Below are 21908 nucleotides of genomic sequence, written 5' to 3' on the forward strand. Positions count from 1 at the left end.
CAATCTCAAGGGGCTTTCGTAAAATGCTACATAAGAAAACTAGGTAGGGGTTTTGAGATGTTAAATCGTGAGCTGGTTAAGGGAAGCACGGTTATATTGGTATTGACGCTTCTGAACGAGCGGCCGATGTACGGCTATGAGCTTGTAAAAGAAATGGGAAACCGCAGCGGAAATGAACTGCAGATGAAAGAAGGGACCTTGTATCCTTCTCTTCACAAGCTTGAACGCCAAGGATATATTTCTTCCTACTGGGAGAAGCAGGAGAAAGGACCGGACCGCAAATATTACCGGATTACAGACGAAGGCAAAGAAGTGCTGGCGGAACGCACGAAGGAATGGAGCGTATTTTCAGCCATGATGGACCGAATACTGAAGTGGAGCGGACAAAATGGATAAAGAAACATATGTATCCGAAATCAAAAGCGGGCTTAAAGGGCTTCCTGAGGGTGAGGCGATGATAGAAGAGATTGAGAGTCATATTGAACATCATCTGTTTCGTTCTTTTCAGGAAGGAAAGAGTGAGGAGGAAGCTATGCAGACTTTATTGCAGGCGTTTGGAACACCAACTGACATTGTTTCTTCGTTTAAGAAAATACAGCCAGTAACGTTCCGTGCGTTTTTGATGTTCCATCTTTTCTGTAACAGTGCCCTATTCGCTGTCGGCATTGCGATTACAATAATGCATGTATGGCTTGAATCACCGTTTGTTCAAGCAGTATGGAAAGGCATTTCTGTTTCTGTTTGGCTGATCTTAGCTGCATATATGATCTACTGGGTGCTGATTGGGTATCAAGGCGTGAAGGAGTTTGGAAAACGTGGAGAAAAGCTTGTTCTACATACGATTCTGATCTCAATGGTGCCAAACGTCATTTTTATGCTTGTTTTTCTATTCAATGTAATTCCTGCTGCGCTGTTTCAATCCTTGTTGACACCTTGGTTTGTTGGAACTTGTGCTTTTGCAACGCTGTTATTTCCGTTATTTGGCCGAATGGGCTGTTATATTGGCAGGCGTCAGCTTGTCTGATTTTTTAGGTATATACATAGAATTTCTATGTAAAGGAGGTGTATGTCGTGAGGATTAGCTCTTGTTTATATGGTTTTGTAGCTCATGGGGCAGTATTTTTGTTTACTGGTGGCTGCATGCTCTTGGCTATGGCAGCCAGCTTGCCTTTTGTTTTTCTGCTTGATCGGCTGCCTGATGTCGTCTTTACAGCAGGTGCCATTCTTACGCTGCTATGTTCATATGCTTATGTCTGGTTTTGGGCGGTCCGATTTGCATATAACCAGAAAATGCGCCTGTTTGAGGTTCAATTGGGGTCCTTTGTGTTGCTAGCCCTCATGATATCTTTGTTTTTATTGGATGGATCTAGTATGAAAGACATCATGATGAATTGGGACGATGCAGGCTGTGCTTTTGTGCCGCCGGCTTTTACATTTTTGTGTCTTTCTTATGCACTGGTGCTGCTGCCGGTCTATCAATCTAAGCTGTGGCGTCTTATCCTTCCGAATGGCGTCCGCATGAAAGATATCTTTCATGTCTTTGGAGATCTGATGCTGATCATGGTGCTTCTGATCGGAGCCACTTTGCTGTTTCTATCATTGTAGTATGCCGTTTCAGTAGGATATTCCCACTGATCTCCTGTTCAATATATGTTTTAATAGTACATGACTATGAAAATGAGAAGGAGAGCATCATGAAGATTTCTATCGTAATTGTGACCTATAATCGGATTCCGGCTTTGTGTGAGCTTTTGGAGTCGATTTCCCGCCAGACCTTGAAGCCGTATGAAATTATTATTGTGAATGATGCCGGGGAATCGGTCGTGCCGGTCAAAGCACTGTATCCGGAGCTGCCGATTGCTGTCATCAATTTAGAAAAGAACTCGGGGCATGTGGCTGCGAGAAATGCCGGTGTAAAAGAGGCGTCTGGCGATTGCATTATGCTGTGTGATGACGATGATTTCTTTACGCCAGGGCATATCGAGAAAATGGCAAAGGAAATAGAAACGGCTGACTTCGTTCATTCTGATGCGGAAATAGTTTCGTTTGAAGAGAAATACGGAACAAGATATCCAGTGTCACGGAAATTGTTTGCTTATACCGCTGACTATGAGGATATGAGAGTGTTTTCTACATACGTGCCGTCGGGCAGCATGTACAGACGTTTTCTGCATGATGAAATCGGGTATTTCGATGCTGATGTGCACAATTACTGGGATTGGGATTTTTATCTGCGCGCGGCCAAGGATTACCGGGTGAAGCGTGTCCCTTGCGCCAGTGTGATTTATGCCTTCAGTGACGCGGGAGACAATCAGTCTGCGGACCTTGGCGCCAAGCGGAAGCAATATTTGGATCGTTTAAGTGAAAAGCACGGACTCGGGGAGCTGCCGACGAAAAACTTTGCCGTCCTGCTTGAAGAGCCTGAGATGAAGAGGCGGGAAGCGAAAAGTGAAATGGTTTGGGATGGCGAGCCTGTCTATTCCAGACTTCATCGTTCGTAAGGGGGCCTGAATCTTGAAACAGCTTTTACAAGACAGCTGGTGGAATCAGCTAAAGGAAGAGTTTGAGAAACCGTATTATCAAGAGCTCAGAGAAATGCTGAAGCGGGAATACGCGGAGCAAACGATTTATCCGGACAGCCGGGATATTTTCAATGCGCTGCATTATACATCATATGATGATGTCAAGGTCGTCATTCTGGGACAAGATCCGTATCACGGGCCGGGACAGGCTCAAGGTTTAAGCTTCTCTGTCAAGCCCGGTGTAAAGCAGCCGCCTTCGTTAAAAAATATTTTTCTTGAACTGCAGCAGGACATCGGGTGCAGCATCCCGAATCACGGGTCGCTTGTGAGCTGGGCAAAGCAAGGTGTTCTTTTGCTGAATACTGTGCTGACAGTAAGGCGCGGACAGGCGAATTCCCATAAGGGAAAAGGCTGGGAGCGACTGACGGACCGAATTATTGACGTGCTGAATGAAAGGGAGCGGCCGGTTATCTTTATTTTATGGGGACGGCATGCCCAAATGAAAAAAGAACGGATCGACACGTCCAAGCATTTTATCATTGAATCGACGCATCCCAGCCCGTTTTCGGCGAGAAACGGATTTTTCGGGAGCAGACCGTTTTCCCGGGCGAATGCCTATTTGGAGAAAATGGGAGAGGCGCCGATTGATTGGTGTATTAAGGATTTGTAAAAAGCGCAGGTGATCTGCGCTTTTTTATTTGAGTATTTTTCGAATCATTCGCAGCCCGTTTTTGGAGGAAGGATAACGAAATGCGAAGTCGAAGCGGTTCGTTTGTTTGACGACGCTTTTTTTGTGCGTGAATGTGTTAAAACTGTCAAACCCGTGATAGCTGCCGATGCCGCTTTCCCCGACGCCGCCGAATGGCAAATACGGCGTCGCCACATGCATTAACGTATCATTGACACAGCCCCCGCCAAACGACAGATTTCCTAAAACAGCGCGCTCAATTTCTTGGTTTGTGGTGAAGAGATACAGGGCGAGCGGCTTAGGGCGCGATTGGATTTTTTCAATGACTTCCCCGATATTGCGGTATATAAAGAGCGGAAGAATCGGCCCGAAAATCTCCTCCTGCATCACTGGAGAGTCATCCCTCACTTGTTCGAGAATGGTCGGCGCAATTTTGTGATGATTGGGATCAGATTGTCCGCCTGTGAGCGGGATGCCGTCATTCAGAAAGCTGAGCAGCCGCTGATAGTGCCGTTCACTGACGATTTTGCCGTACTGCGGATTCCGTTCCGGCTTAGGACCGTAAAATTCTCTGATCGCACGCTTCATTTCTTCTGTGAGCTTCGTTTTGATGTCCTCGTGGACAAATAAATAATCCGGTGCGATGCAGGTTTGTCCCGCATTTGTAAATTTCCCGAAGACGATGCGTTTGGCGGCAAGCTGAATGTCAGCATCTTTATGGACGATGCAGGGACTTTTGCCGCCGAGCTCCAAGGTTACGGGAATTAATTGTTTGGCGGCGGCCTCCATGACGATTTTTCCCACGGCTACGCTGCCTGTAAAGAAAATGTAGTCAAAGGGCTGCTGTAATAATGCTGTGCTGACGTCGGGCCCGCCTTCTGCCATAGCGACATAATCGGTCGGAAAAACGCTGCTGATGAGTTTCGGGAAACAGCCGGCGTATATTCTGATGGCTTGAGAACGACCGTGTTCCCCGCCGCAATGGCTCCAATCAACGGAGAAAGCGCCAGCTGCAAGGGATAGTTCCAAGGCGCAATCACCAAAACGGTTCCATACGGCTCAGGGATGATGATGCTTTTGGAGCCTAGATGAGTCAACGGCGTTTTGACTCGTTTCGGCTTGGACCATTTTCTCAGCCGTTTCATGACAAAGCTGATTTCCTCCAAGACGATTCCGATTTCTGTTGAGTATGCTTCTTGCTCGGATTTGTGGAGATCCTGGTAGAGAGCGGCTATGAGATCGGCTTCATGAGTTCTGACGGCTTGTTTCAGCTTTCGCAAAATGTTCAGTCTCGATTCAAGCGGTCTCGTATGTCCCGCCGCAAAATAGGCTTTATGCTTGCTGATGATAGAGGGGATGCTGTTCATTCCGTTTCTCCTTTTTGTAAGGTATGGTGATTTATTATGTGAAAAATCTCTTCTGCTTGTCAATCGCGCAAGGTTTGTCAGAAAAAATAACAAACTCATATCTGCGTTTACAGCAGGAATTTGATAAAATGCAGGAAGACAACATTTATTTTTTTGGAGGGTGCTTCATGAACATTCATATATCTGCTTTGATTCAAAAGATGGAAGAAGAGCTGAAAAAAGCAAAAACGGCTGAACGGGATGAGGAGCTGAAGCGTTATGTAGCGGTTGTCCGTTCTCTGTGTGATGTCGTGCTTGATCAGCCGGAGAACGCGAGCGCGCCCCGCATACAGCCGAGCGTTACGCCAAGTCCTGCCGCGCCGCCATCGACAGACCAGCTGATGATGGAAAAAATGATGGGGAGCGCGGGATTAAACAAATTTCGAAAGCAAGAAAAAGAGAAGCAGGAAGAGGATGGAAACGGAGAGTCTTTATTTGATTTTTAAAGAGAGAGGTTGAGCTTACGTGAAATTGGTTCTTGGCGCGCTGCAATGGACAGCGTTTATCATTGCTGCGGCGATAGTTGTTCCGGTGGCGGTTGCCCAGTCGTTCCATCTGAATCACTCAGATTCTGCGAGATTGATTCAAAGCACTTTTTTTGTACTGGGGATTGCCGCCGTCATTCAGTGTTTGAAAGGCCACAGACTGCCGATCAATGAAAGCCCAGCCGGCTTGTGGTGGGGAGTGTATACGATCTACGCAGGGCTAACGGGAACTGTGTTTGCGACATATGGAGACACACTGCGGGGTTTGCAGGGAGCTCTTCTTGTAAGCGCTGTATGTTTCTTTTTGTTAAGTGTTTTCAAGGTCATTGACAGACTTGCAAAATTGTTTACTCCGGTTGTAACGGGCGTCTATTTATTGCTTCTTGTCATGCAGCTGAGTCAGCCCATTATAAAAGGAATTCTCGGAATCGGTTATCGACAGGACGGGGTGGACGGTCTTGTATTTGGCCTGGCGCTTGTTGTGATCGCAGCCGCCTTTATAATGACAAATTCGAACATCATGTTTTTTAAGCAATATTCTATTTTATTAGCCTTGTTCGGCGGATGGGTGCTGTTTGCGGCTGCCGGAGCGGCAAAGCCGATTGAAATGCCGGACCGGCTGTTTCAGCTGCCTTCCCTGTTTCCTTTTGGGACACCATTATTTAACAGCGGCCTGATCATCACTTCTATTTTTATTACCATCTTGCTGATCGTGAATATGCTGGCGAGCATGAAGGTCGTGGACATCGCCGTGAAAAAATTCAGCAAACAGCCTGATGGAAAGCATCATGAACGCCATGCCGGTTTTGCCGCTTCATTCAGCCATCTGCTTAGCGGTTTGACGGGAGCTATTGCGCCTGTTCCGATTTCGGGAGCCGCGGGTTTTATTGAAACGACCAAAATGCCTTCTAAAAAACCGTTTATGCTCGGCAGTATTCTGGTTATCGTGATCAGCGTAATCCCGTTTTTTATGAATACGTTTGCGAGCCTGCCGTCACCCGTTGGATTTGCGGTGAATTTTGTTGTGTTCTCCGCAATGGGCGGTCTGGCCTTTGCCGAATTTGATTCATATGAGAAAGAAGAATCAAAAAGGGTGAGGTCTATCATCGGCATCTCGCTGCTCACAGGGGTCGGTATCATGTTTGTTCCTGAAACTGCGTTAAAGGGATTGCATCCGGTATTTATTTCTCTATTAAGCAACGGGCTCGTATTAGGGACGCTTGCTGCAATAGCGGCTGACCAGTTCCAGCTTTGGCGCAGGAGAAAATCCGACAATCTCGTGTCAACGGAGAACAAACATTGAATTTTGGTGCAGGTGCGATAAGATAAATGATATGAGTTTAACGAAAAGGCGGGAGAGATAGATGAAAGTTTTTATCATATTAGGGGCCATTAACGCCCTGCTTGCCGTGGGACTCGGAGCATTCGGCGCTCACGGATTAGAAGGGAAAATACCTGATAAATATCTTCAGGTTTGGCACACAGGCGTGCAGTATCATATGTATCACGCCCTTGGGTTATTCGTTGTAGCGTTTCTGGCTGATAAATTATCCGGCATAGGCAGTGTCACAACAGCCGGATGGCTGATGTTTGCGGGAATTGTGCTGTTTTCCGGAAGCTTATATATTCTAAGTGTGACGCAAATCTCCATTCTTGGAGCGATCACCCCGCTCGGCGGTGTGGCGTTTATTATTTCTTGGATTATGATCGTTGTCGCAGCCGTCAAATATCTATAAACAAAAAAGCCAATCCTCATCATATGAGTGATTGGCTTTTTTCTTATCTTGGCGAATAGGACGCCATGGAATATGGATACGTATAAGCAATTTCTTCATCAAATGTAATGTAATCGAGGTAGATTGTCAGGAGCAGGTAGCGTGTTCCTGATTTCGGGTCGCTGATAATAATGTGATCCCGGCCCGCAGCTTCGATGACGCCGCGAAAAATCTTCGAGCCCCATTCCTTGCTGTTTTCAAATGTCATATAAATGGTGGCCGTTTTTCCCCGATTCAGGCGCAAAATATTCTCGATGTAAGATTCCTCAACAGGCAGCATGCCGGGAACGCTTTGGCCCGGTCCTGACGGTGTAGGCCCCGATGGAATTTGAAAACCGCCGCCCTGCTGCTGGCCCGGGAATCCAAATCCCTGCTGTCCTTGCTGTCCTTGCTGTCCCTGCTGCATTGGCATCATTGGCTGCATCCCCATTGGCTGCATTTGTGAGCCTTGGCCTTGCTGCGGGTACGGGTTGGCGCCAAACTGAGGCTGATACCCCTGCATATTATCAAATGCCTGCATTTGCTGATATTGATTTTTTTTCGGTTTCATATCGTTCCTCCTTTTTATGAAAACCATTCAAAACATGTTCTGGATGTATAGGTGAACGCTCCGCGATGACTCACCTCCGATGGAAATCGATCTTAGTCGCTGGTGCGATTTTTATCTCTTTCACCTTATGAGGCTGATGCTTGGATTATGCTGAAAAAGAACAGCGGACCGATCAGATTTCGCTCTGGGCATCCGCTGTTTTTCAGAGACATACACAAACTTTTCGCATATTGGTTTGTATCCCTAGCGCAACTTGAGCATAAGCAACATAAGATAACGATAGTTTCAGGTGTGAAGTTCCAAGAAGGAGGTGTAGGATTTGCCGAAAGTATCAGTCATTATGACGAGCTATAACAAAAGCGATTATGTGGCAAAGTCCATTTCTAGCATACTCTCACAAACGTTTTCAGATTTTGAATTGTTTATTATGGATGACAACTCCAATGAAGAGACGCTAAATGTAATCCGTCCTTTTTTGAATGATAACCGAGTGCGTTTTTATCAAAGCGATGTATCTGGAGTGAAGGAAAGAACAGAAAAAACGAGATACGCGGCACTGATCAATCAGGCGATTGAGATGGCGGAGGGTGAATATATCACCTATGCGACGGATGACAACATCTATATGCCGGACCGCCTCCTGAAAATGGTGCGGGAGCTCGATACCCATCCTGAAAAGGCTGTGATTTACTCAGCCTCCAAAACCTATCATTTAAACGAGAATCGCGACATTGTAAAAGAAACTGTCAGGCCTGCCGCTCAAGTGACATGGAACGCACCGTGCGCAATTGATCATTGCTCGGTGATGCACAGGTATTCGGTGCTTGAGAAGGTAAAGGAGAAGTTTGGCTCCTATTGGGATGAAAGCCCGGCGTTTTACCGTATTGGAGATGCCCGGTTCTTTTGGAGAGTCAATCATTTTTATCCGTTTTACCCGCTGGATGAGGAGCTGGACCTGAATTATATTACCGACCAATCGATTCACTTTCAGCTGTTTGAATCAGAAAAAAATGAATTTGTCAGGAACCTTCCTCCGCAGCGAAATTGCCGAGAACTGCGTGAATCATTAAAAAAGCTTGGAATGGGGTGAGAGCTTGTCGGCCTATTTAAGCAATTATTGGGTGCTGTACCGGAAGTACGTGGAGCTTTTTGACAAACTTCGCTACAAAGGGATTCCGCTTGGGCTTATCAGTAATTTTTATCAATACATCAGCCCTGAGCTGAGAGTGATGATGGAAGAAGAACCGGAATTATTCGGATCGGTGGATCAGCATATCGATGAGGGACAGATTCAGCCGTTTTTTGAACAAAGAATCCGAAAAATCGTTAAAACAAATGACAAACCTGTTAAAGGGAAAGTCATTTTGCACTTTGATTACCTGCGTTTTTCAAACGAAAATTACTATCAATTTGATCCTGAAAAAACGGCTGTTTTGGCCAGATGGAGTTTGCCGCATTATTGTGATCTGCCTGTAATTAGCAAGCGGGAGATTGCAGATTCATTCCAAAAAGGCGATTCGAAGCAGTATCTCGAAACAGCCTGTTCGCTTCTCGCCCCTTATGATGATCACCCGGCATTTGGTGATCAAGCGTTTCGCGACCGGCTTTTCAAAGATATTCCTTTATTTATAGAGGCCATTGATACAGTTGATGCGCTGTTTGAGCAGGAAAAGATTTCAGCTGTTATTGTCGGAACGGCAGAAGACATTTACAGCAGGGTGCTCGCTCTCATGTGTCAAAGAAAAGGGGCCGTCAGCATTTGTCTTCAGCATGGCGCATTGATGGGAGATGAAGCCTTCATTCCTGTTTTTACAACCTATCAAGCTGTTTTTGGTGCGTATGAAGCAGAGTGGTTCATACGAAAAGGCTGTAAACCCGAGCAGATTCTCGTAACGGGACATCCCCGCTTCGATCAGATTTTTAACAGAACGCCTATGGATATGTCCATATTCTATCGAAAACTTGCTTTTCAGCCGACTAAAAAAATTGTGCTCATTGCCACTCAGCCCTTTTCAGAAGACTTTTATTCGGGTGTGCTGCAGGGGCTTTCTGATCAGAAGCAGTTGCAAATCATTATCAAACCCCACCCGTGGGAAATCGGAAAAAACAAGCTTGATCTGTATCACGAGGCGGCGAAAAAACATAAAGCATGCAGAGTCATCAAAAAGGAGCTGGAGCTTTATGATTTGCTGCCGTATGTTGATGCCGCAGTGACGCAAACCTCAACAGTCGGTCTTGAAGCCATGCTGTTTCAAAAGCCAGTGCTGATCGGAAAATCGTCCGGAAATCGCTCGTATCCGTATTATGAGTCTCTTGGCGATTTTATGTTTGACCAGCCGGATGAACTGGCTCAGACCTTGGTTGAGGTTCTTCGAAGTCCCGTCGTGCATCAAAAAGCAGAAGAGGCGCGCCTGGCATTCATAGCGGCTAATTATCCGGTGGCAGAATCAACAAATGCTTTATTTGCGGAACTGAAAGCCAAAACAGGGGTTGATTACAGGCGGGAAGATACTGAATAAAATGATAGGAGCGCAAAGAAATGGTGCAAAAGAGAAATCATTTTCTCCCTTACTCATTGCCGTTAATCGGTAAGGAAGAAATTCAGGAGGTTACAGAAACGCTTGAATCGGGATGGCTCTCTAAAGGCCCGAAGGTTCAGCAGTTTGAAAAAGAGTTTGCCGCGTTTGTCGGGGCGAAGCACGCCGTGGCGGTGAATTCATGTACCGCAGCTTTATTTTTGGCTTTGAAAGCAAAAGGGATCGGGCCCGGGGACGAGGTCATTACCTCTCCGCTTACGTTCAGCTCGACCGCCAATACGATTATTCATACGGGAGCGACGCCTGTGTTTGCGGATATTGACGAAAACACGCTCAATATTGACCCGGTAAAGCTTGAGGCGGCCGTCACACCGCGAACGAAAGCAGTTGTGCCCGTCCACTTTGGCGGGCAGTCCTGCGATATGGATGCAATATTGGCTATTGCCCAAAATCATGGTTTATTCGTGCTGGAGGATGCGGCACATGCGGTATATACGACTTATAAGCAAAGAATGATCGGTTCTATCGGGGATGCAACGGCATTCAGCTTTTACGCCACCAAAAACCTCGCGACAGGGGAAGGCGGCATGCTGACGACTGATGATGAGGAGCTTGCCGATAAGATACGGGTGCTAAGCCTTCACGGCATGAGTAAAGCCGCATGGAACCGTTATTCTTCAAATGGCAGCTGGTACTATGAAGTCGAATCGCCCGGCTATAAGATGAATATGTTTGATTTGCAGGCGGCCCTCGGACTTCATCAGCTGAAACGGCTGGATGATATGCAGAAACGGAGAGAAGAGATTGCCGGCCGCTATCAAACCGCTTTTCAGCAGATTCCTGGGCTGATCACGCCGTTTGTCCATGATGACGGCAGGCACGCCTGGCATCTATATGTTCTGCAAGTTGATGAAAAAAAGGCCGGGGTTACGCGCAGCGAAATGATTACGGCTTTAAAGGATGAATACAATATCGGCACTAGCGTTCATTTTATTCCAGTACACATTCATCCGTATTATCAAAAGCAATTTGGATATAAGGAAGCGGACTTTCCGAATGCCATGAATTACTATAAACGAACCCTTTCTCTCCCGCTCTATCCATCAATGTCTGACGACGATGTAGATGATGTCATTGAAGCTGTGCGGGATATCGTAAAAGGGGCTGATTAAGTGTATACGGTAAAAGAAAATGTTTCCAAAGAGGCAATTGAGGAATTTCTCCAAAGCAGAAAGCTTACACTGGATGTTCCGTATCAATTTTCCCTCGGCCTTTTTGAAAACAGCAGGCTCCAAGGCGTATTGCTTTACGAAGATTCTTTGTGGGAAAGCAAGGTGCTTCAGAAGAAAGTCATGAACGTCAAACTTCTTGCGGCAAATAGTACCGGGCAGCTAAAGAGGCTGTTTGAAGCTTTTTATACTGTACGCCAAATGGATGAAACGGATTTTATCTTTGTCCGTGTTCCGGCTGAAGATATCGGAGCCGCGCATGTGATACAACAGCAGCCATCCTCTTACTTTGTCGGGAGTTTGCTGAAGCTGGCGATGCCTCCGTCTTTTTATGACAAAACACCGCCATTTTTTGAACTGGGCCCGCCTGAGCCCGGAGACACAGAAGCGATATGTGAGCTGGCCCGAGACTCGTTTACAAAAAGCAGATATTTTCAGGATCCTCATCTCAGCCGCGATGCAGCAAACAAAATATTTCAGGAGTGGACACGAAACAATCTGAATGGAAGGGCGGCGGTCAATATTGTCGCTAAACACAATGGCGAGGTCATCGGCTATCTTCAGGGCTTATCAAGAGATGATGAATGCATTCTCGATTTGATGGCTGTAAAGCCGGGATTTGAAGGGAAACGTATTGCGTTTCATTTATTGGCGAATCTCATAGAACAACCGGAGACCCAGAAGCATAGAACGGTAACAGCGGGGACGCAGCTTCACAATGTAAGGGCGATCCGCCTTTATGAACGAATGGGCTTCACCGCTGAACAATCGTATTACTATTATCATATTTGGCCGGGCAAGGAGGCGAAATAATGGCAGCGTTTCAGATCGCGAATAAAACTGTAGGCAAAGACGCTCCTGTTTTTATTATTGCTGAGGCGGGGATTAATCATGACGGGAAGCTTGATCAGGCTTTTGCGCTGATAGACGCCGCGGTGGAAGCGGGAGCGGATGCCGTGAAATTTCAAATGTTCCAAGCTGATAGGATGTACCAGAAAGATCCTGGTTTGTACAAGACGGCAGCGGGCAAGGACGTCTCTATTTTTTCTTTGGTTCAATCTATGGAAATGCCTGCTGAGTGGATTTTACCGCTATTGGATTACTGCCGCGAAAAGCAGGTGATCTTTTTAAGTACGGTATGTGACGAGGGGTCAGCTGATCTGCTTCAGTCTACCTCGCCGAGAGCTTTTAAAATCGCATCCTATGAAATTAACCATCTCCCGCTGCTTAAATATGTCGCCCGGCTGAACAGGCCGATGATTTTCTCGACAGCCGGAGCTGAAATCTCTGATGTTCACGAAGCTTGGCGCACCATCAGGGCAGAGGGAAACAATCAAATTGCCATAATGCATTGTGTGGCGAAATACCCAGCACCGCCGGAGTACAGCAACCTCAGCGTCATTCCGATGCTTGCCGCCGCTTTTCCTGAGGCGGTAATCGGCTTCTCCGATCATAGCGAGCATCCGACAGAAGCGCCGTGTGCCGCGGTTCGGCTCGGAGCAAAACTGATAGAAAAGCATTTTACGATCGATAAAAATCTGCCGGGTGCCGACCACTCGTTTGCATTAAATCCGGATGAATTGAAAGAAATGGTCAATGGCATCAGGAAAACGGAAGCTGAGCTGAAACAGGGGATCACAAAGCCGGTCTCTGAAAAACTGCTTGGCAGTTCATACAAAACAACGACCTCCATCGAAGGAGAAATCAGAAACTTTGCATACAGAGGCATTTTTACAACAGCTCCGATTCAAAAAGGTGAAGCCTTTAGTGAAGACAATATCGCAGTGCTTCGGCCCGGACAAAAGCCGCAGGGGCTGCACCCGAGATTTTTTGAACTGCTGACCAGCGGTGTTCGGGCTGTAAGAGACATTCCGGCCGACACAGGCATTGTCTGGGATGACATTTTACTGAAGGACAGCCCGTTTCATGAATGATATTCTCTTTATCATTCAGGCAAGAATGGGTTCAACAAGACTTCCGGGAAAAGTGCTTCGGCCGCTCGGATCGAGTCCTTTACTTGATATTCTCGTTCACCGCGTTCAGAAAAGCGCGTTTTACCAAAAGGATCGGGATAATCTTGTCATCGCCACGTCTGACAAAGAAACTGACGACATATTAGAGGCGCACTGTATCAAACAAGGCTTTCGTGTTTTCCGCGGGAGCGAAGAACGTGTCCTCGATAGGTTTGTGAAGGTCATAGAAGCTGTTAAACCGTCAGTCATCATCCGGTTAACGGGTGATAATCCGTTTGTCGATCCGGAGCTGCTCGATGTAATGATTAAGGCGCATTTTGATCAAGGGTCGGATTATACGTATATCCTGAATGCCCCATTAGGGATTTGCGGCGAAGTGGTCAACGCCAACCTGTTAATTGACATCAGCCGTATTCAGAATATGGAGGATCAATATCAGGAGCATGTCACGTTATATATAAGGAATCATCCAGCTCTTTATCGTGTGCAGTTTTTAGAGGCGCCGGAACGATTTCGCGCCCCTCAATATCGGCTGACCATTGATACAAAGGAAGACTATGAATCGATAAAGGCCCTCTATCAAAAAGCAGGCGAGCGCCCCGATGTATCCGCCTCAGAGCTTATCACCCTTCTGAACCGGAATCCCGATGCGGCAATCGAACGAGAGGCTGAATAGCCATGCATGTTGGGATCTTCGCAGACGGCGGCTATGAAAAGGGAATGGGCCATGTTGTCCGGATGAAGAGACTTGCGGAGGGGCTCAAACAGCGATGCTTGATTACGTTTTATACGAATCAGGATTCTGAAGCGTTTCTTCATGAAGAGCATTGGCAGGTCATCGTAAAGCCGGAGCTGCAGCAGCACGAATTTATTCTCCGGGAAATAAAAAGCAAGAAGCTTGATTTGCTTTTGTTTGATATTCTAGGCGTGCCTGCAGAGCTGTTAAAGAAAATAAAGACGGAGACAGATGCGAAAATTGTTCTTTTTGAAGAGAAAAACAGTAAATCGATTCAATATAGTGACGCAGTCATTAACGGAATTTACGGTGACATCAGAAGCAGGGTGTACGTTCAGGGAAACACACGCATCTATGAAGGTCCGGACTATCTTATTCTTCACCCCGCCTTTCAGGCCGCAAGAGAGGATTACACACTTAAGAAAGACTGCCGCAATATCCTTGTTGCATTAGGAGGAAGTGATCCGAAGCAGCTTATTTTTAAAGTGCTGGCTGCCGCTGATCAAGTCCCCGACATAAAAGACAAAAACATAATGTTTGTGATGGGGAGCGCTTCACCGCATCAAGAGGCAGTCCGAAGGCGGATCGAAAAGAAGCCGCAGTACAAGATGATCGAACAGACAAATGATATGGCAGGTTTGATGAAACAAGCGGACGCAGCCATTGTCGCCGGCGGCATCTCTCTATATGAAGCCATTTGCATCGGCGTGCCGTGCCTTGTTCTTTCTCAGGTTGAGCATCAAACGGCTACAGCCAAAACATTTGCTGACCAAGGCGCCGCTCTTGATCTTGGATTGGGTGAGCTTGTACCGGATGAAACACTCATCTATCAGATGTCGCGCATTATGAGCAGCTATCCTCTTCGCCTTTCTTTGCATAAGGGAGGAAGGCCGCTCGTGGATGGCAAAGGCATTATGCGGGTAACAGCTATTCTTCAAGATTTATATGAACAAAAGATATAAAAATGCATGTAAGGAAGTGTTAATGTGAAAGGTGTTATTTTAGCCGGAGGAAACGGCTCACGCCTTATGCCCTTAACGAAAGCCGTCAACAAGCATTTGCTTCCTGTAGGCCCGTATCCGATGATATACTGGTCGATTATGAAGCTGGAGGAAGCCGGAATAAAAGACATTTTACTCATCAGCCAAAAAGAGCATATGCCGCAATTTTATAAACTGCTTGGAAACGGAGAAGAGCTTGGCGTTACTATCACTTATCAAGTACAGCCGGCAGCATCGGGCATTTCGGATGGGCTGTCTTATGCAAAGCGCTTTACGAAAAAAGAGTCTTTCATTTTATTATTAGGTGATAATATTTTTGAAGATTCATTAAAGCCTTATACAGAACGCTTTGAACAGCAGGGGAAAGGAGCAAAAGTGCTTCTGAAAGAAGTTGATGACCCAGAACGCTTCGGGATTGCTGAGATTGATGAGAAAAACAAGCGGATTCGTTCCATCATCGAAAAGCCCGAACAGCCACCGACCAACCTTTGTGTTACCGGCATTTATATGTATGATGCAGAGGTGTTTTCGTATATTGAACAAATATCACCATCAAAGCGCGGCGAGCTGGAAATCACCGATGTGAATAATCTATACATCGAAAACAGCCAGCTTACGTATGATGTGTTATCAGGCTGGTGGGTAGATGCCGGAACTCACGAATCGCTTTATCTCGCTTCCCAGCTTGTACACCAGGATTTACGGAAAGGACAGGACGAAAAGTGATGGCAAAATCATATTTAATTACAGGCGGGGCCGGCTTCATCGGGCTCACGTTTACAAAGCTCATGCTGAGGGAAACGGATGCGCGCATTACCGTTTTAGATAAACTGACGTACGCCAGCCACCCGGAGGAAATGGAAAAATTAAAGCAAAACAGCCGTTTTCGCTTTGTAAAAGGGGACATCAGCGTTCAGGAGGATATCGACCGCGCTTTTGATGAGACCTACGATGGCGTCATTCACTTCGCAGCAGAATCGCATGTGGACAGAAGCATTTCCCAAGCGGAGCCGTTTATCACCACAAATGTGATGGGGACATACCGATTGGCGGAAGCGGTCTTAAAAGGAAAAGCCAAGAAGCTGATTCATATTTCAACAGATGAGGTATACGGGGATTTAAAAGCGGATGATCCCGCGTTTACAGAAACGACGCCGCTTTCTCCTAATAACCCATACTCAGCCAGCAAAGCAAGCTCTGATTTGCTCGTGTTGTCTTATGTGAAAACCCACAAGCTTCCGGCCATCATTACACGATGCAGCAACAATTACGGACCTTATCAGCACAGCGAAAAAATGATTCCGACGATTATCCGTCATGCGAAGCAGGGCCTGCCTGTTCCGCTGTATGGCGATGGACTCCAGATCCGAGACTGGCTGTTTGCGGAGGATCATTGCCGCGCGATCAAGCTGATTTTAGAAAAAGGGACCGACGGCGAGGTGTATAACATCGGAGGCGGAAATGAACGCACGAATAAAGAGCTGGCGAGTGTCATTTTGAAGCATCTGGGCTGTGAGGAACTGTTCGCCCACGTGGAAGACCGAAAAGGGCATGACCGGCGCTATGCGATCAATGCATCAAAGCTGAAAAACGAACTGGGCTGGCGGCAGGAAGTGACGTTTGAAGAAGGCATTGCGCGTACGATTCAGTGGTATACAGACAATGACCGATGAGAAGGTGATCTGATTGACAAAGGTATTGGTGACTGGGGCGGGAGGACAGCTTGGCTTGGAACTATGCCGCCAGCTGAAGCAAGCCGGATATGAGGTCATTGCGTTAACAAAGAAGATGATGAACATTGCTGACCAGCGCTCAGTACGGCATTCGTTTGGCCATTATCAGCCGGATATCGTGGTCAATAGCGCCGCGTTTACGTCGGTTGATCAATGCGAGAAAGAGCTTGATAAAGCGTACTTGATTAACGGAATCGGCGCTTATTATACAGCGCTTGAGTCAACCCGCATCGGAGCTCAATATGTTCATATCAGCACGGACTATGTATTCAATGGGAAAGGAACCCAGCCATATAGGGAAGACGATCCCCTCGATCCGAAAACCATTTATGGCAAAAGCAAAAGGCTCGGAGAAGAACTGATACGATTAACGACAAAAGACAGCACAATCATCAGAACATCGTGGGTGTACGGACATGGCGGCAGTAATTTCGTTGAAACCATGTTGAAGCTTGCTGAAACGAAACAAGAGCTTCGGGTTGTCAGCGATCAAATTGGTTCGCCGACTTATACGAAGGATTTAGCAGAAGCGGTCATCAAACTGTTCAGCCATCCGCCGGGCATCTATCATGTCAGCAATTCAGGCATATGCAGCTGGTATGAGTTTGCGACGGCAATTATGGAAGAAAGCGGGCTGGAAACAGCCATTTTGCCTGTAACGACAGAGGAATATGGGAACAAAACGCCCCGTCCGGCTTACTCTGTGCTGAGCCATCGGGCCATTGAAGAAGCCGGCATCCGTCCCCGCCACTGGCGGGAAGCATTACGGGAGTATTTGCAGGAAAGGAGCAGTGCGTGTGATTGATGGAGTCAAGGTAAAAAAATTGACGAAGCATAGCGATGACAGAGGCTTTTTTGCTGAGCTGGTCCGGGACGATGAGAATCTCCTTGAGCATTTTGGGCAGGCCTCTTGGTCGAAAAGCTATCCGGGTGTGATTAAGGCATTTCATTATCATGAGAAGCAGGATGATCTCTGGTTCTTCCCAACCGGCCACGCTCAGGTTGTCCTATACGATCTTCGAGAGGATTCAAAGACAAAAGGAGAAACGGACGTCTATTATATGGGCGAAGACAACCCGATGCTGTTATTAATCCCAAAAGGGGTGGCTCACGGATACAGAGTGCTGGGAGAGACGCCGCTGACAATTATCTATTTTACCACCATGTCGTATAACCCGGATCAGCCTGATGAAAAAAGAATTCCGTGGAATGATGAGACGATCGGTTTTAACTGGAACACTGAATTCAGATAAAAATAGGAACGTGATCAATCGAAGAGCAGAGGCATCTTCGACTTTTTTTGTCCTTTTTTAAAATAGGATAAAAGATAGGAAATGTCAGGCGGATGTTACTAGAAAAAGAGAGAGAAATCGTCCATTTGAACCTTGTATAAACAGGAAGGAATTCTCAATGAATTCCAAGTGTTAATATTCCTTAAAAAGCATTTACTTCCATGGGAAATGATGATAGATTAATTTTTAAGAAAAAGAACTGGTAATTCGCGAATTACGAAAAGGCGCTTTTTCTGCAGAGGACGCTCTGGCCAAATTTCAACAATCAATTAGGGGGAAATGTCATGTTAAAAAGAACTTCATTCGTATCTTCATTATTCATCAGTTCAGCTGTTTTACTATCAATCTTACTTCCTTCGGGCCAAGCTCATGCACAGTCTGCATCAATCGAGGCAAAAACAATTAACAGCACGAAAGAGTGGACCACTTCTGATATTGAAGTGACATATAAACCAAATGCGGTGCTTTCTCTCGGAGCGGTAGAATTTCAATTTCCTGACGGGTTTCATGCTACGACAAGAGATTCAGTGAATGGAAGAACACTGAAAGAAACACAGATTTTAAACGATGGAAAAACAGTCAGACTCCCGCTTACGCTTGATTTGTTAGGCGCATCCGAATTTGACCTCGTCATGGTGCGCAAAACCCTTCCGCGCGCAGGCACTTACACGATTAAAGGCGATGTAGTAAACGGTTTGGGAATCGGTAGTTTAAATGCTGAAACGCAGCTTGTGATTGACCCTCGTTAATAAATAGATTTTTAATCAGAGACTGAGATGTTTTCAGTCTCTTTTTTGTTGATTAAAAAAGCTGGTACGGATCTTGCATGATGATAAGGGTGAATCCAATGCAGAAAGGAATTGGCGGGCTGATTTTTTAAAGCGCTTACATTACAGCCGGCCAAAAAAACAATGAGGTGAAAAAGATGTCAGCAAAGCAAGTCTCGAAAGATGAAGAAAAAGAAGCTCTTAGCTTATTTCTGTCTACCCAAACAATCATTAAGGAAGCCCTTCGGAAGCTGGGTTATCCGGGAGATATGTATGAACTCATGAAAGAGCCGCAGAGAATGCTCACTGTCCGCATTCCAGTCAAAATGGACAATGGGAGCGTCAAAGTGTTCACAGGCTACCGGTCACAGCACAATGATGCTGTCGGTCCGACAAAGGGGGGCGTACGTTTCCATCCAGAAGTCAATGAAGAGGAAGTAAAGGCGTTATCCATTTGGATGACGCTCAAATGCGGGATTGCCAATCTTCCTTACGGCGGCGGGAAGGGCGGTATTATTTGTGATCCGCGGACAATGTCATTTGGAGAACTGGAAAGGCTGAGCAGGGGGTATGTCCGTGCCATCAGCCAGATCGTCGGTCCGACAAAGGATATTCCAGCTCCAGATGTATACACAAATTCACAGATTATGGCGTGGATGATGGATGAGTACAGCCGGCTGCGGGAATTCGATTCTCCGGGCTTTATTACAGGTAAACCGCTTGTTTTGGGCGGATCGCAAGGACGGGAAACGGCGACGGCACAGGGCGTCACGATTTGTATTGAAGAGGCGGTGAAGAAAAAAGGGATCAAGCTGCAAAACGCGCGCATCATCATACAGGGCTTTGGAAACGCGGGTAGCTTCCTGGCCAAATTCATGCACGATGCGGGCGCGAAGGTGATCGGGATTTCTGATGCCAATGGCGGGCTCTACAACCCGGACGGCCTTGATATTCCTTATTTGCTCGATAAACGGGACAGCTTCGGTATGGTCACCAACTTATTTACTGACGTCATCACAAATGAGGAGCTGCTTGAAAAGGATTGCGATATTTTAGTGCCTGCTGCGATCTCCAATCAAATCACAGCCAAAAACGCACATAACATTCAGGCGTCAATTGTTGTCGAAGCGGCGAACGGCCCGACAACCATTGATGCCACTAAGATCCTGAATGAAAGAGGCGTGCTGCTTGTGCCGGATATCCTGGCGAGTGCCGGCGGCGTCACGGTTTCTTATTTTGAATGGGTGCAAAATAACCAAGGATATTATTGGTCGGAAGAAGAGGTTGCAGAAAAATTGAGAAGCGTCATGGTCAGCTCGTTCGAAACAATTTATCAGACAGCGGCAACACATAAAGTGGATATGCGTTTGGCGGCTTACATGACGGGCATCAGAAAATCGGCAGAAGCATCGCGATTCCGCGGATGGGTCTAATTTGAGAAGCCTCCGCAAAATAATTTTGCATTTGTTTTTTGCCTAAAGAGCAAAAATCGCAAAATAAATTTGCGTTCAAGATCGGAAATAGTGAAAGATGATCACCTGTTAGACAAATTTCTGTTCGCTTCAACAAGTTTTTTCAGTAAAAGACAAGAAAATGGCATGATTCTTGCATTTTTATTCATATGCGAAGATATATTTCATAACACGAGGGGGACTACATATGACAGTCACATACGCGCACGAACCATTTACCGATTTTACGGAAGCAAAGAATAAAACTGCATTTGGGGAGTCATTGGCCTTTGTAAACTCTCAGCTCGGCAAGCATTATCCGCTTGTCATAAATGGAGAAAAAATTGAAACGGACCGCAAAATCATTTCCATTAACCCGGCAAATAAAGAAGAGATCATTGGGTACGCGTCTACAGCAGATCAAGAGCTTGCTGAAAAAGCAATGCAAGCCGCATTACAGGCATTTGATTCCTGGAAAAAACAAAGACCGGAGCACCGCGCGAATATTCTCTTTAAGGCAGCGGCTATTTTGCGCAGAAGAAAGCATGAATTTTCAAGCTATCTTGTGAAGGAAGCGGGAAAACCGTGGAAGGAAGCAGATGCGGACACGGCTGAAGCGATAGACTTTTTAGAGTTCTATGCGCGCCAAATGTTAAAGCTCAAGGAAGGGGCTCCGGTGAAGAGCCGTGCTGGCGAGTTCAATCAATATCATTACGAAGCGCTTGGCGTCGGCATCGTCATTTCTCCATTTAACTTCCCGCTCGCAATTATGGCGGGAACAGCGGCGGCAGCGATTGTGACAGGAAATACGATTCTCTTAAAACCGGCTGACGCAGCCCCGGTAGTGGCAGCAAAATTTGTCGAGGTCATGGAGGAAGCGGGCCTGCCAAACGGCGTTCTGAATTACATTCCGGGAGATGGAGCGGAGATCGGTGATTTCTTAGTTGAGCATCCGAAGACACGGTTTGTCTCATTTACAGGTTCCCGTGCAGTCGGCTGCCGGATTTATGAGCGAGCCGCCAAAGTGCAGCCGGGCCAAAAATGGCTCAAACGGGTAATTGCAGAAATGGGCGGAAAAGACACAGTGCTTGTTGACAAGGACGCCGATCTTGACCTTGCTGCATCCTCTATCGTGTATTCAGCATTTGGATATTCAGGGCAGAAGTGTTCTGCGGGCTCCCGCGCGGTCATTCATCAGGATGTTTATGATGAAGTGGTGGAAAAAGCTGTGGCGCTGACCAAAACGCTGACTGTCGGCAATCCAGAAGATCCTGATACGTATATGGGTCCCGTGATTCATGAAGCATCCTACAACAAAGTGATGAAATACATTGAAATCGGCAAATCTGAAGGCAAGCTATTGGCCGGCGGAGAAGGCGATGATTCAAAAGGCTACTTTATTCAGCCGACGATCTTTGCAGATGTTGATGAAAACGCCCGCTTGATGCAGGAAGAAATTTTCGGCCCGGTTGTTGCGATTTGCAAAGCGCGTGATTTCGATCATATGCTGGAGATTGCCAATAACACGGAATACGGATTAACAGGTGCGCTTCTGACGAAAAACCGTGCGCACATTGAACGGGCGCGCGAGGATTTCCATGTCGGAAACCTATATTTTAACAGAGGATGTACCGGAGCAATTGTCGGCTATCAGCCGTTCGGCGGTTTTAATATGTCAGGAACAGACTCAAAAGCAGGCGGTCCCGATTACTTAATTCTTCATATGCAAGCCAAAACAACGTCCGAAGCTTTTTGATTTGAGA

General features: G+C 46.5%; 23 protein-coding genes and 1 pseudogene. 22 read left to right on the plus strand and 2 right to left on the minus strand.

Annotation, left to right across the window (positions count from 1 at the left end):
* Positions 1 to 57: 57 nt before the first annotated feature.
* The 5 genes from NYE22_RS01420 (at position 58) to NYE22_RS01440 (ending at position 3192) form a co-directional block, all read left to right on the plus strand.
* Positions 58 to 396 (plus strand): PadR family transcriptional regulator, encoded by a 339-nt coding sequence (locus NYE22_RS01420; protein ID WP_041850387.1) that lies wholly within the window; start codon positions 58 to 60, stop codon positions 394 to 396.
* Positions 389 to 1024 (plus strand): permease prefix domain 1-containing protein, encoded by a 636-nt coding sequence (locus tag NYE22_RS01425; protein ID WP_003227434.1) that lies wholly within the window; start codon positions 389 to 391, stop codon positions 1022 to 1024. The genes NYE22_RS01420 and NYE22_RS01425 overlap by 8 nt, the downstream gene beginning before the upstream one ends.
* A gap of 47 nt (positions 1025 to 1071) precedes the next feature.
* Positions 1072 to 1605, plus strand: coding sequence for a hypothetical protein (locus NYE22_RS01430; protein WP_009968358.1), 534 nt, complete (start codon positions 1072 to 1074; stop codon positions 1603 to 1605).
* An 89-nt stretch (positions 1606 to 1694) separates the two neighbouring features.
* On the plus strand, positions 1695 to 2501 hold the full coding sequence (locus NYE22_RS01435) for a glycosyltransferase family 2 protein (RefSeq protein ID WP_014481257.1): 807 nt from the start codon (positions 1695 to 1697) through the stop codon (positions 2499 to 2501).
* 13 nt (positions 2502 to 2514) lie between these two features.
* Entirely contained in the window at positions 2515 to 3192 is a 678-nt protein-coding gene (locus NYE22_RS01440; RefSeq protein ID WP_014478341.1) for a uracil-DNA glycosylase, read from the plus strand.
* A 24-nt stretch (positions 3193 to 3216) separates the two neighbouring features.
* Here the strand turns inward: NYE22_RS01440 and NYE22_RS01445 are convergent.
* A pseudogene (locus NYE22_RS01445) lies at positions 3217 to 4577 on the minus strand (aldehyde dehydrogenase).
* Between the two features lie 167 nt (positions 4578 to 4744).
* Here NYE22_RS01445 and NYE22_RS01450 point away from each other — a divergent pair.
* The 3 genes from NYE22_RS01450 to NYE22_RS01460 all read left to right on the plus strand — a co-directional run bounded on the left by NYE22_RS01450 (position 4745) and on the right by NYE22_RS01460 (position 6837).
* Positions 4745 to 5062, plus strand: coding sequence for a YwdI family protein (locus NYE22_RS01450; RefSeq protein WP_031315435.1), 318 nt, complete (start codon positions 4745 to 4747; stop codon positions 5060 to 5062).
* A gap of 19 nt (positions 5063 to 5081) precedes the next feature.
* Positions 5082 to 6404 carry a purine/pyrimidine permease gene (locus NYE22_RS01455; RefSeq protein ID WP_021480922.1) on the plus strand — a complete coding sequence of 441 codons (1323 nt, stop codon included), beginning with the start codon at positions 5082 to 5084 and terminating at the stop codon, positions 6402 to 6404.
* Between the two features lie 61 nt (positions 6405 to 6465).
* Positions 6466 to 6837, plus strand: coding sequence for a DUF423 domain-containing protein (locus NYE22_RS01460; RefSeq protein WP_003227446.1), 372 nt, complete (start codon positions 6466 to 6468; stop codon positions 6835 to 6837).
* 43 nt (positions 6838 to 6880) lie between these two features.
* Here the strand turns inward: NYE22_RS01460 and gerQ are convergent, their stop codons facing one another.
* The gene (gene gerQ, locus NYE22_RS01465) at positions 6881 to 7426 is read right to left on the minus strand and encodes a spore coat protein GerQ (RefSeq protein ID WP_014481253.1); all 546 of its coding nucleotides are present in this window, start codon (positions 7424 to 7426) and stop codon (positions 6881 to 6883) included.
* A 319-nt stretch (positions 7427 to 7745) separates the two neighbouring features.
* Here gerQ and spsA point away from each other — a divergent pair, with 319 nt between their 5' ends.
* The 14 genes from spsA (at position 7746) to pruA (ending at position 21901) form a co-directional block, all read left to right on the plus strand.
* Positions 7746 to 8516, plus strand: coding sequence for a spore coat dTDP-glycosyltransferase SpsA (spsA, locus tag NYE22_RS01470; RefSeq protein ID WP_029946239.1), 771 nt, complete (start codon positions 7746 to 7748; stop codon positions 8514 to 8516).
* Positions 8517 to 8520: 4 nt separating this feature from the next.
* On the plus strand, positions 8521 to 9945 hold the full coding sequence (locus tag NYE22_RS01475; protein ID WP_342412246.1) for a CDP-glycerol glycerophosphotransferase family protein: 1425 nt from the start codon (positions 8521 to 8523) through the stop codon (positions 9943 to 9945).
* Positions 9946 to 9965: 20 nt separating this feature from the next.
* Positions 9966 to 11135, plus strand: coding sequence for a DegT/DnrJ/EryC1/StrS family aminotransferase (locus NYE22_RS01480; protein WP_048654797.1), 1170 nt, complete (start codon positions 9966 to 9968; stop codon positions 11133 to 11135).
* On the plus strand, positions 11136 to 12005 hold the full coding sequence (locus tag NYE22_RS01485) for a GNAT family N-acetyltransferase (protein ID WP_003227457.1): 870 nt from the start codon (positions 11136 to 11138) through the stop codon (positions 12003 to 12005).
* A complete protein-coding gene (locus NYE22_RS01490; RefSeq protein WP_342412247.1) occupies positions 12005 to 13126 on the plus strand; it encodes an N-acetylneuraminate synthase family protein in 1122 nt (373 codons plus the stop codon). The genes NYE22_RS01485 and NYE22_RS01490 overlap by 1 nt, the downstream gene beginning before the upstream one ends.
* Entirely contained in the window at positions 13119 to 13841 is a 723-nt protein-coding gene (locus NYE22_RS01495) for a spore coat protein (RefSeq protein WP_342412248.1), read from the plus strand. The genes NYE22_RS01490 and NYE22_RS01495 overlap by 8 nt, the downstream gene beginning before the upstream one ends.
* A gap of 2 nt (positions 13842 to 13843) precedes the next feature.
* A complete protein-coding gene (locus NYE22_RS01500; protein ID WP_342412249.1) occupies positions 13844 to 14863 on the plus strand; it encodes a PseG/SpsG family protein in 1020 nt (339 codons plus the stop codon).
* Positions 14864 to 14887: 24 nt separating this feature from the next.
* Positions 14888 to 15628, plus strand: coding sequence for a sugar phosphate nucleotidyltransferase (locus tag NYE22_RS01505; protein WP_017696230.1), 741 nt, complete (start codon positions 14888 to 14890; stop codon positions 15626 to 15628).
* A complete protein-coding gene (rfbB, locus tag NYE22_RS01510) occupies positions 15628 to 16575 on the plus strand; it encodes a dTDP-glucose 4,6-dehydratase (protein WP_003244201.1) in 948 nt (315 codons plus the stop codon). Before NYE22_RS01505 ends, rfbB begins: the two co-directional genes overlap by 1 nt.
* A 13-nt stretch (positions 16576 to 16588) precedes the next feature.
* Positions 16589 to 17440 carry a dTDP-4-dehydrorhamnose reductase gene (gene rfbD / locus NYE22_RS01515; RefSeq protein WP_015250965.1) on the plus strand — a complete coding sequence of 284 codons (852 nt, stop codon included), beginning with the start codon at positions 16589 to 16591 and terminating at the stop codon, positions 17438 to 17440.
* Positions 17433 to 17888, plus strand: coding sequence for a dTDP-4-dehydrorhamnose 3,5-epimerase family protein (locus NYE22_RS01520; protein WP_003222100.1), 456 nt, complete (start codon positions 17433 to 17435; stop codon positions 17886 to 17888). The genes rfbD and NYE22_RS01520 overlap by 8 nt, the downstream gene beginning before the upstream one ends.
* A gap of 323 nt (positions 17889 to 18211) precedes the next feature.
* Positions 18212 to 18676: a biofilm surface layer hydrophobin BslB gene (gene bslB, locus NYE22_RS01525; protein WP_014478326.1), complete on the plus strand. Its 465-nt coding sequence runs from the start codon at positions 18212 to 18214 to the stop codon at positions 18674 to 18676.
* A gap of 176 nt (positions 18677 to 18852) precedes the next feature.
* Complete coding sequence (gene rocG, locus NYE22_RS01530; RefSeq protein ID WP_342412250.1) at positions 18853 to 20127, plus strand: glutamate dehydrogenase; 1275 nt, start codon at positions 18853 to 18855, stop codon at positions 20125 to 20127.
* 226 nt (positions 20128 to 20353) lie between these two features.
* Positions 20354 to 21901: an L-glutamate gamma-semialdehyde dehydrogenase gene (gene pruA, locus NYE22_RS01535; protein WP_342412251.1), complete on the plus strand. Its 1548-nt coding sequence runs from the start codon at positions 20354 to 20356 to the stop codon at positions 21899 to 21901.
* Positions 21902 to 21908: the final 7 nt, after the last annotated feature.

The organism is Bacillus sp. FSL K6-1560, assembly GCF_038592935.1.
GTDB lineage: Bacteria > Bacillota > Bacilli > Bacillales > Bacillaceae > Bacillus > Bacillus subtilis.

Excerpts from the sequence above, each read along its gene's own strand:
- NYE22_RS01420 (WP_041850387.1), top strand. The coding sequence starts at position 58 with ATGTTAAATCGTGAGCTGGTTAAGGGAAGCACGGTTATATTGGTATTG.
- NYE22_RS01425 (WP_003227434.1), top strand. The coding sequence starts at position 389 with ATGGATAAAGAAACATATGTATCCGAAATCAAAAGCGGGCTTAAAGGG.
- NYE22_RS01435 (WP_014481257.1), top strand. The coding sequence starts at position 1,695 with ATGAAGATTTCTATCGTAATTGTGACCTATAATCGGATTCCGGCTTTG.
- NYE22_RS01450 (WP_031315435.1), top strand. The coding sequence starts at position 4,745 with ATGAACATTCATATATCTGCTTTGATTCAAAAGATGGAAGAAGAGCTG.
- NYE22_RS01460 (WP_003227446.1), top strand. The coding sequence starts at position 6,466 with ATGAAAGTTTTTATCATATTAGGGGCCATTAACGCCCTGCTTGCCGTG.
- gerQ (WP_014481253.1), bottom strand. The coding sequence starts at position 7,426 with ATGAAACCGAAAAAAAATCAATATCAGCAAATGCAGGCATTTGATAAT.
- NYE22_RS01480 (WP_048654797.1), top strand. The coding sequence starts at position 9,966 with ATGGTGCAAAAGAGAAATCATTTTCTCCCTTACTCATTGCCGTTAATC.
- NYE22_RS01490 (WP_342412247.1), top strand. The coding sequence starts at position 12,005 with ATGGCAGCGTTTCAGATCGCGAATAAAACTGTAGGCAAAGACGCTCCT.
- NYE22_RS01495 (WP_342412248.1), top strand. The coding sequence starts at position 13,119 with ATGAATGATATTCTCTTTATCATTCAGGCAAGAATGGGTTCAACAAGA.
- NYE22_RS01500 (WP_342412249.1), top strand. The coding sequence starts at position 13,844 with ATGCATGTTGGGATCTTCGCAGACGGCGGCTATGAAAAGGGAATGGGC.
- rfbB (WP_003244201.1), top strand. The coding sequence starts at position 15,628 with ATGGCAAAATCATATTTAATTACAGGCGGGGCCGGCTTCATCGGGCTC.
- bslB (WP_014478326.1), top strand. The coding sequence starts at position 18,212 with ATGTTAAAAAGAACTTCATTCGTATCTTCATTATTCATCAGTTCAGCT.
- rocG (WP_342412250.1), top strand. The coding sequence starts at position 18,853 with ATGTCAGCAAAGCAAGTCTCGAAAGATGAAGAAAAAGAAGCTCTTAGC.
- pruA (WP_342412251.1), top strand. The coding sequence starts at position 20,354 with ATGACAGTCACATACGCGCACGAACCATTTACCGATTTTACGGAAGCA.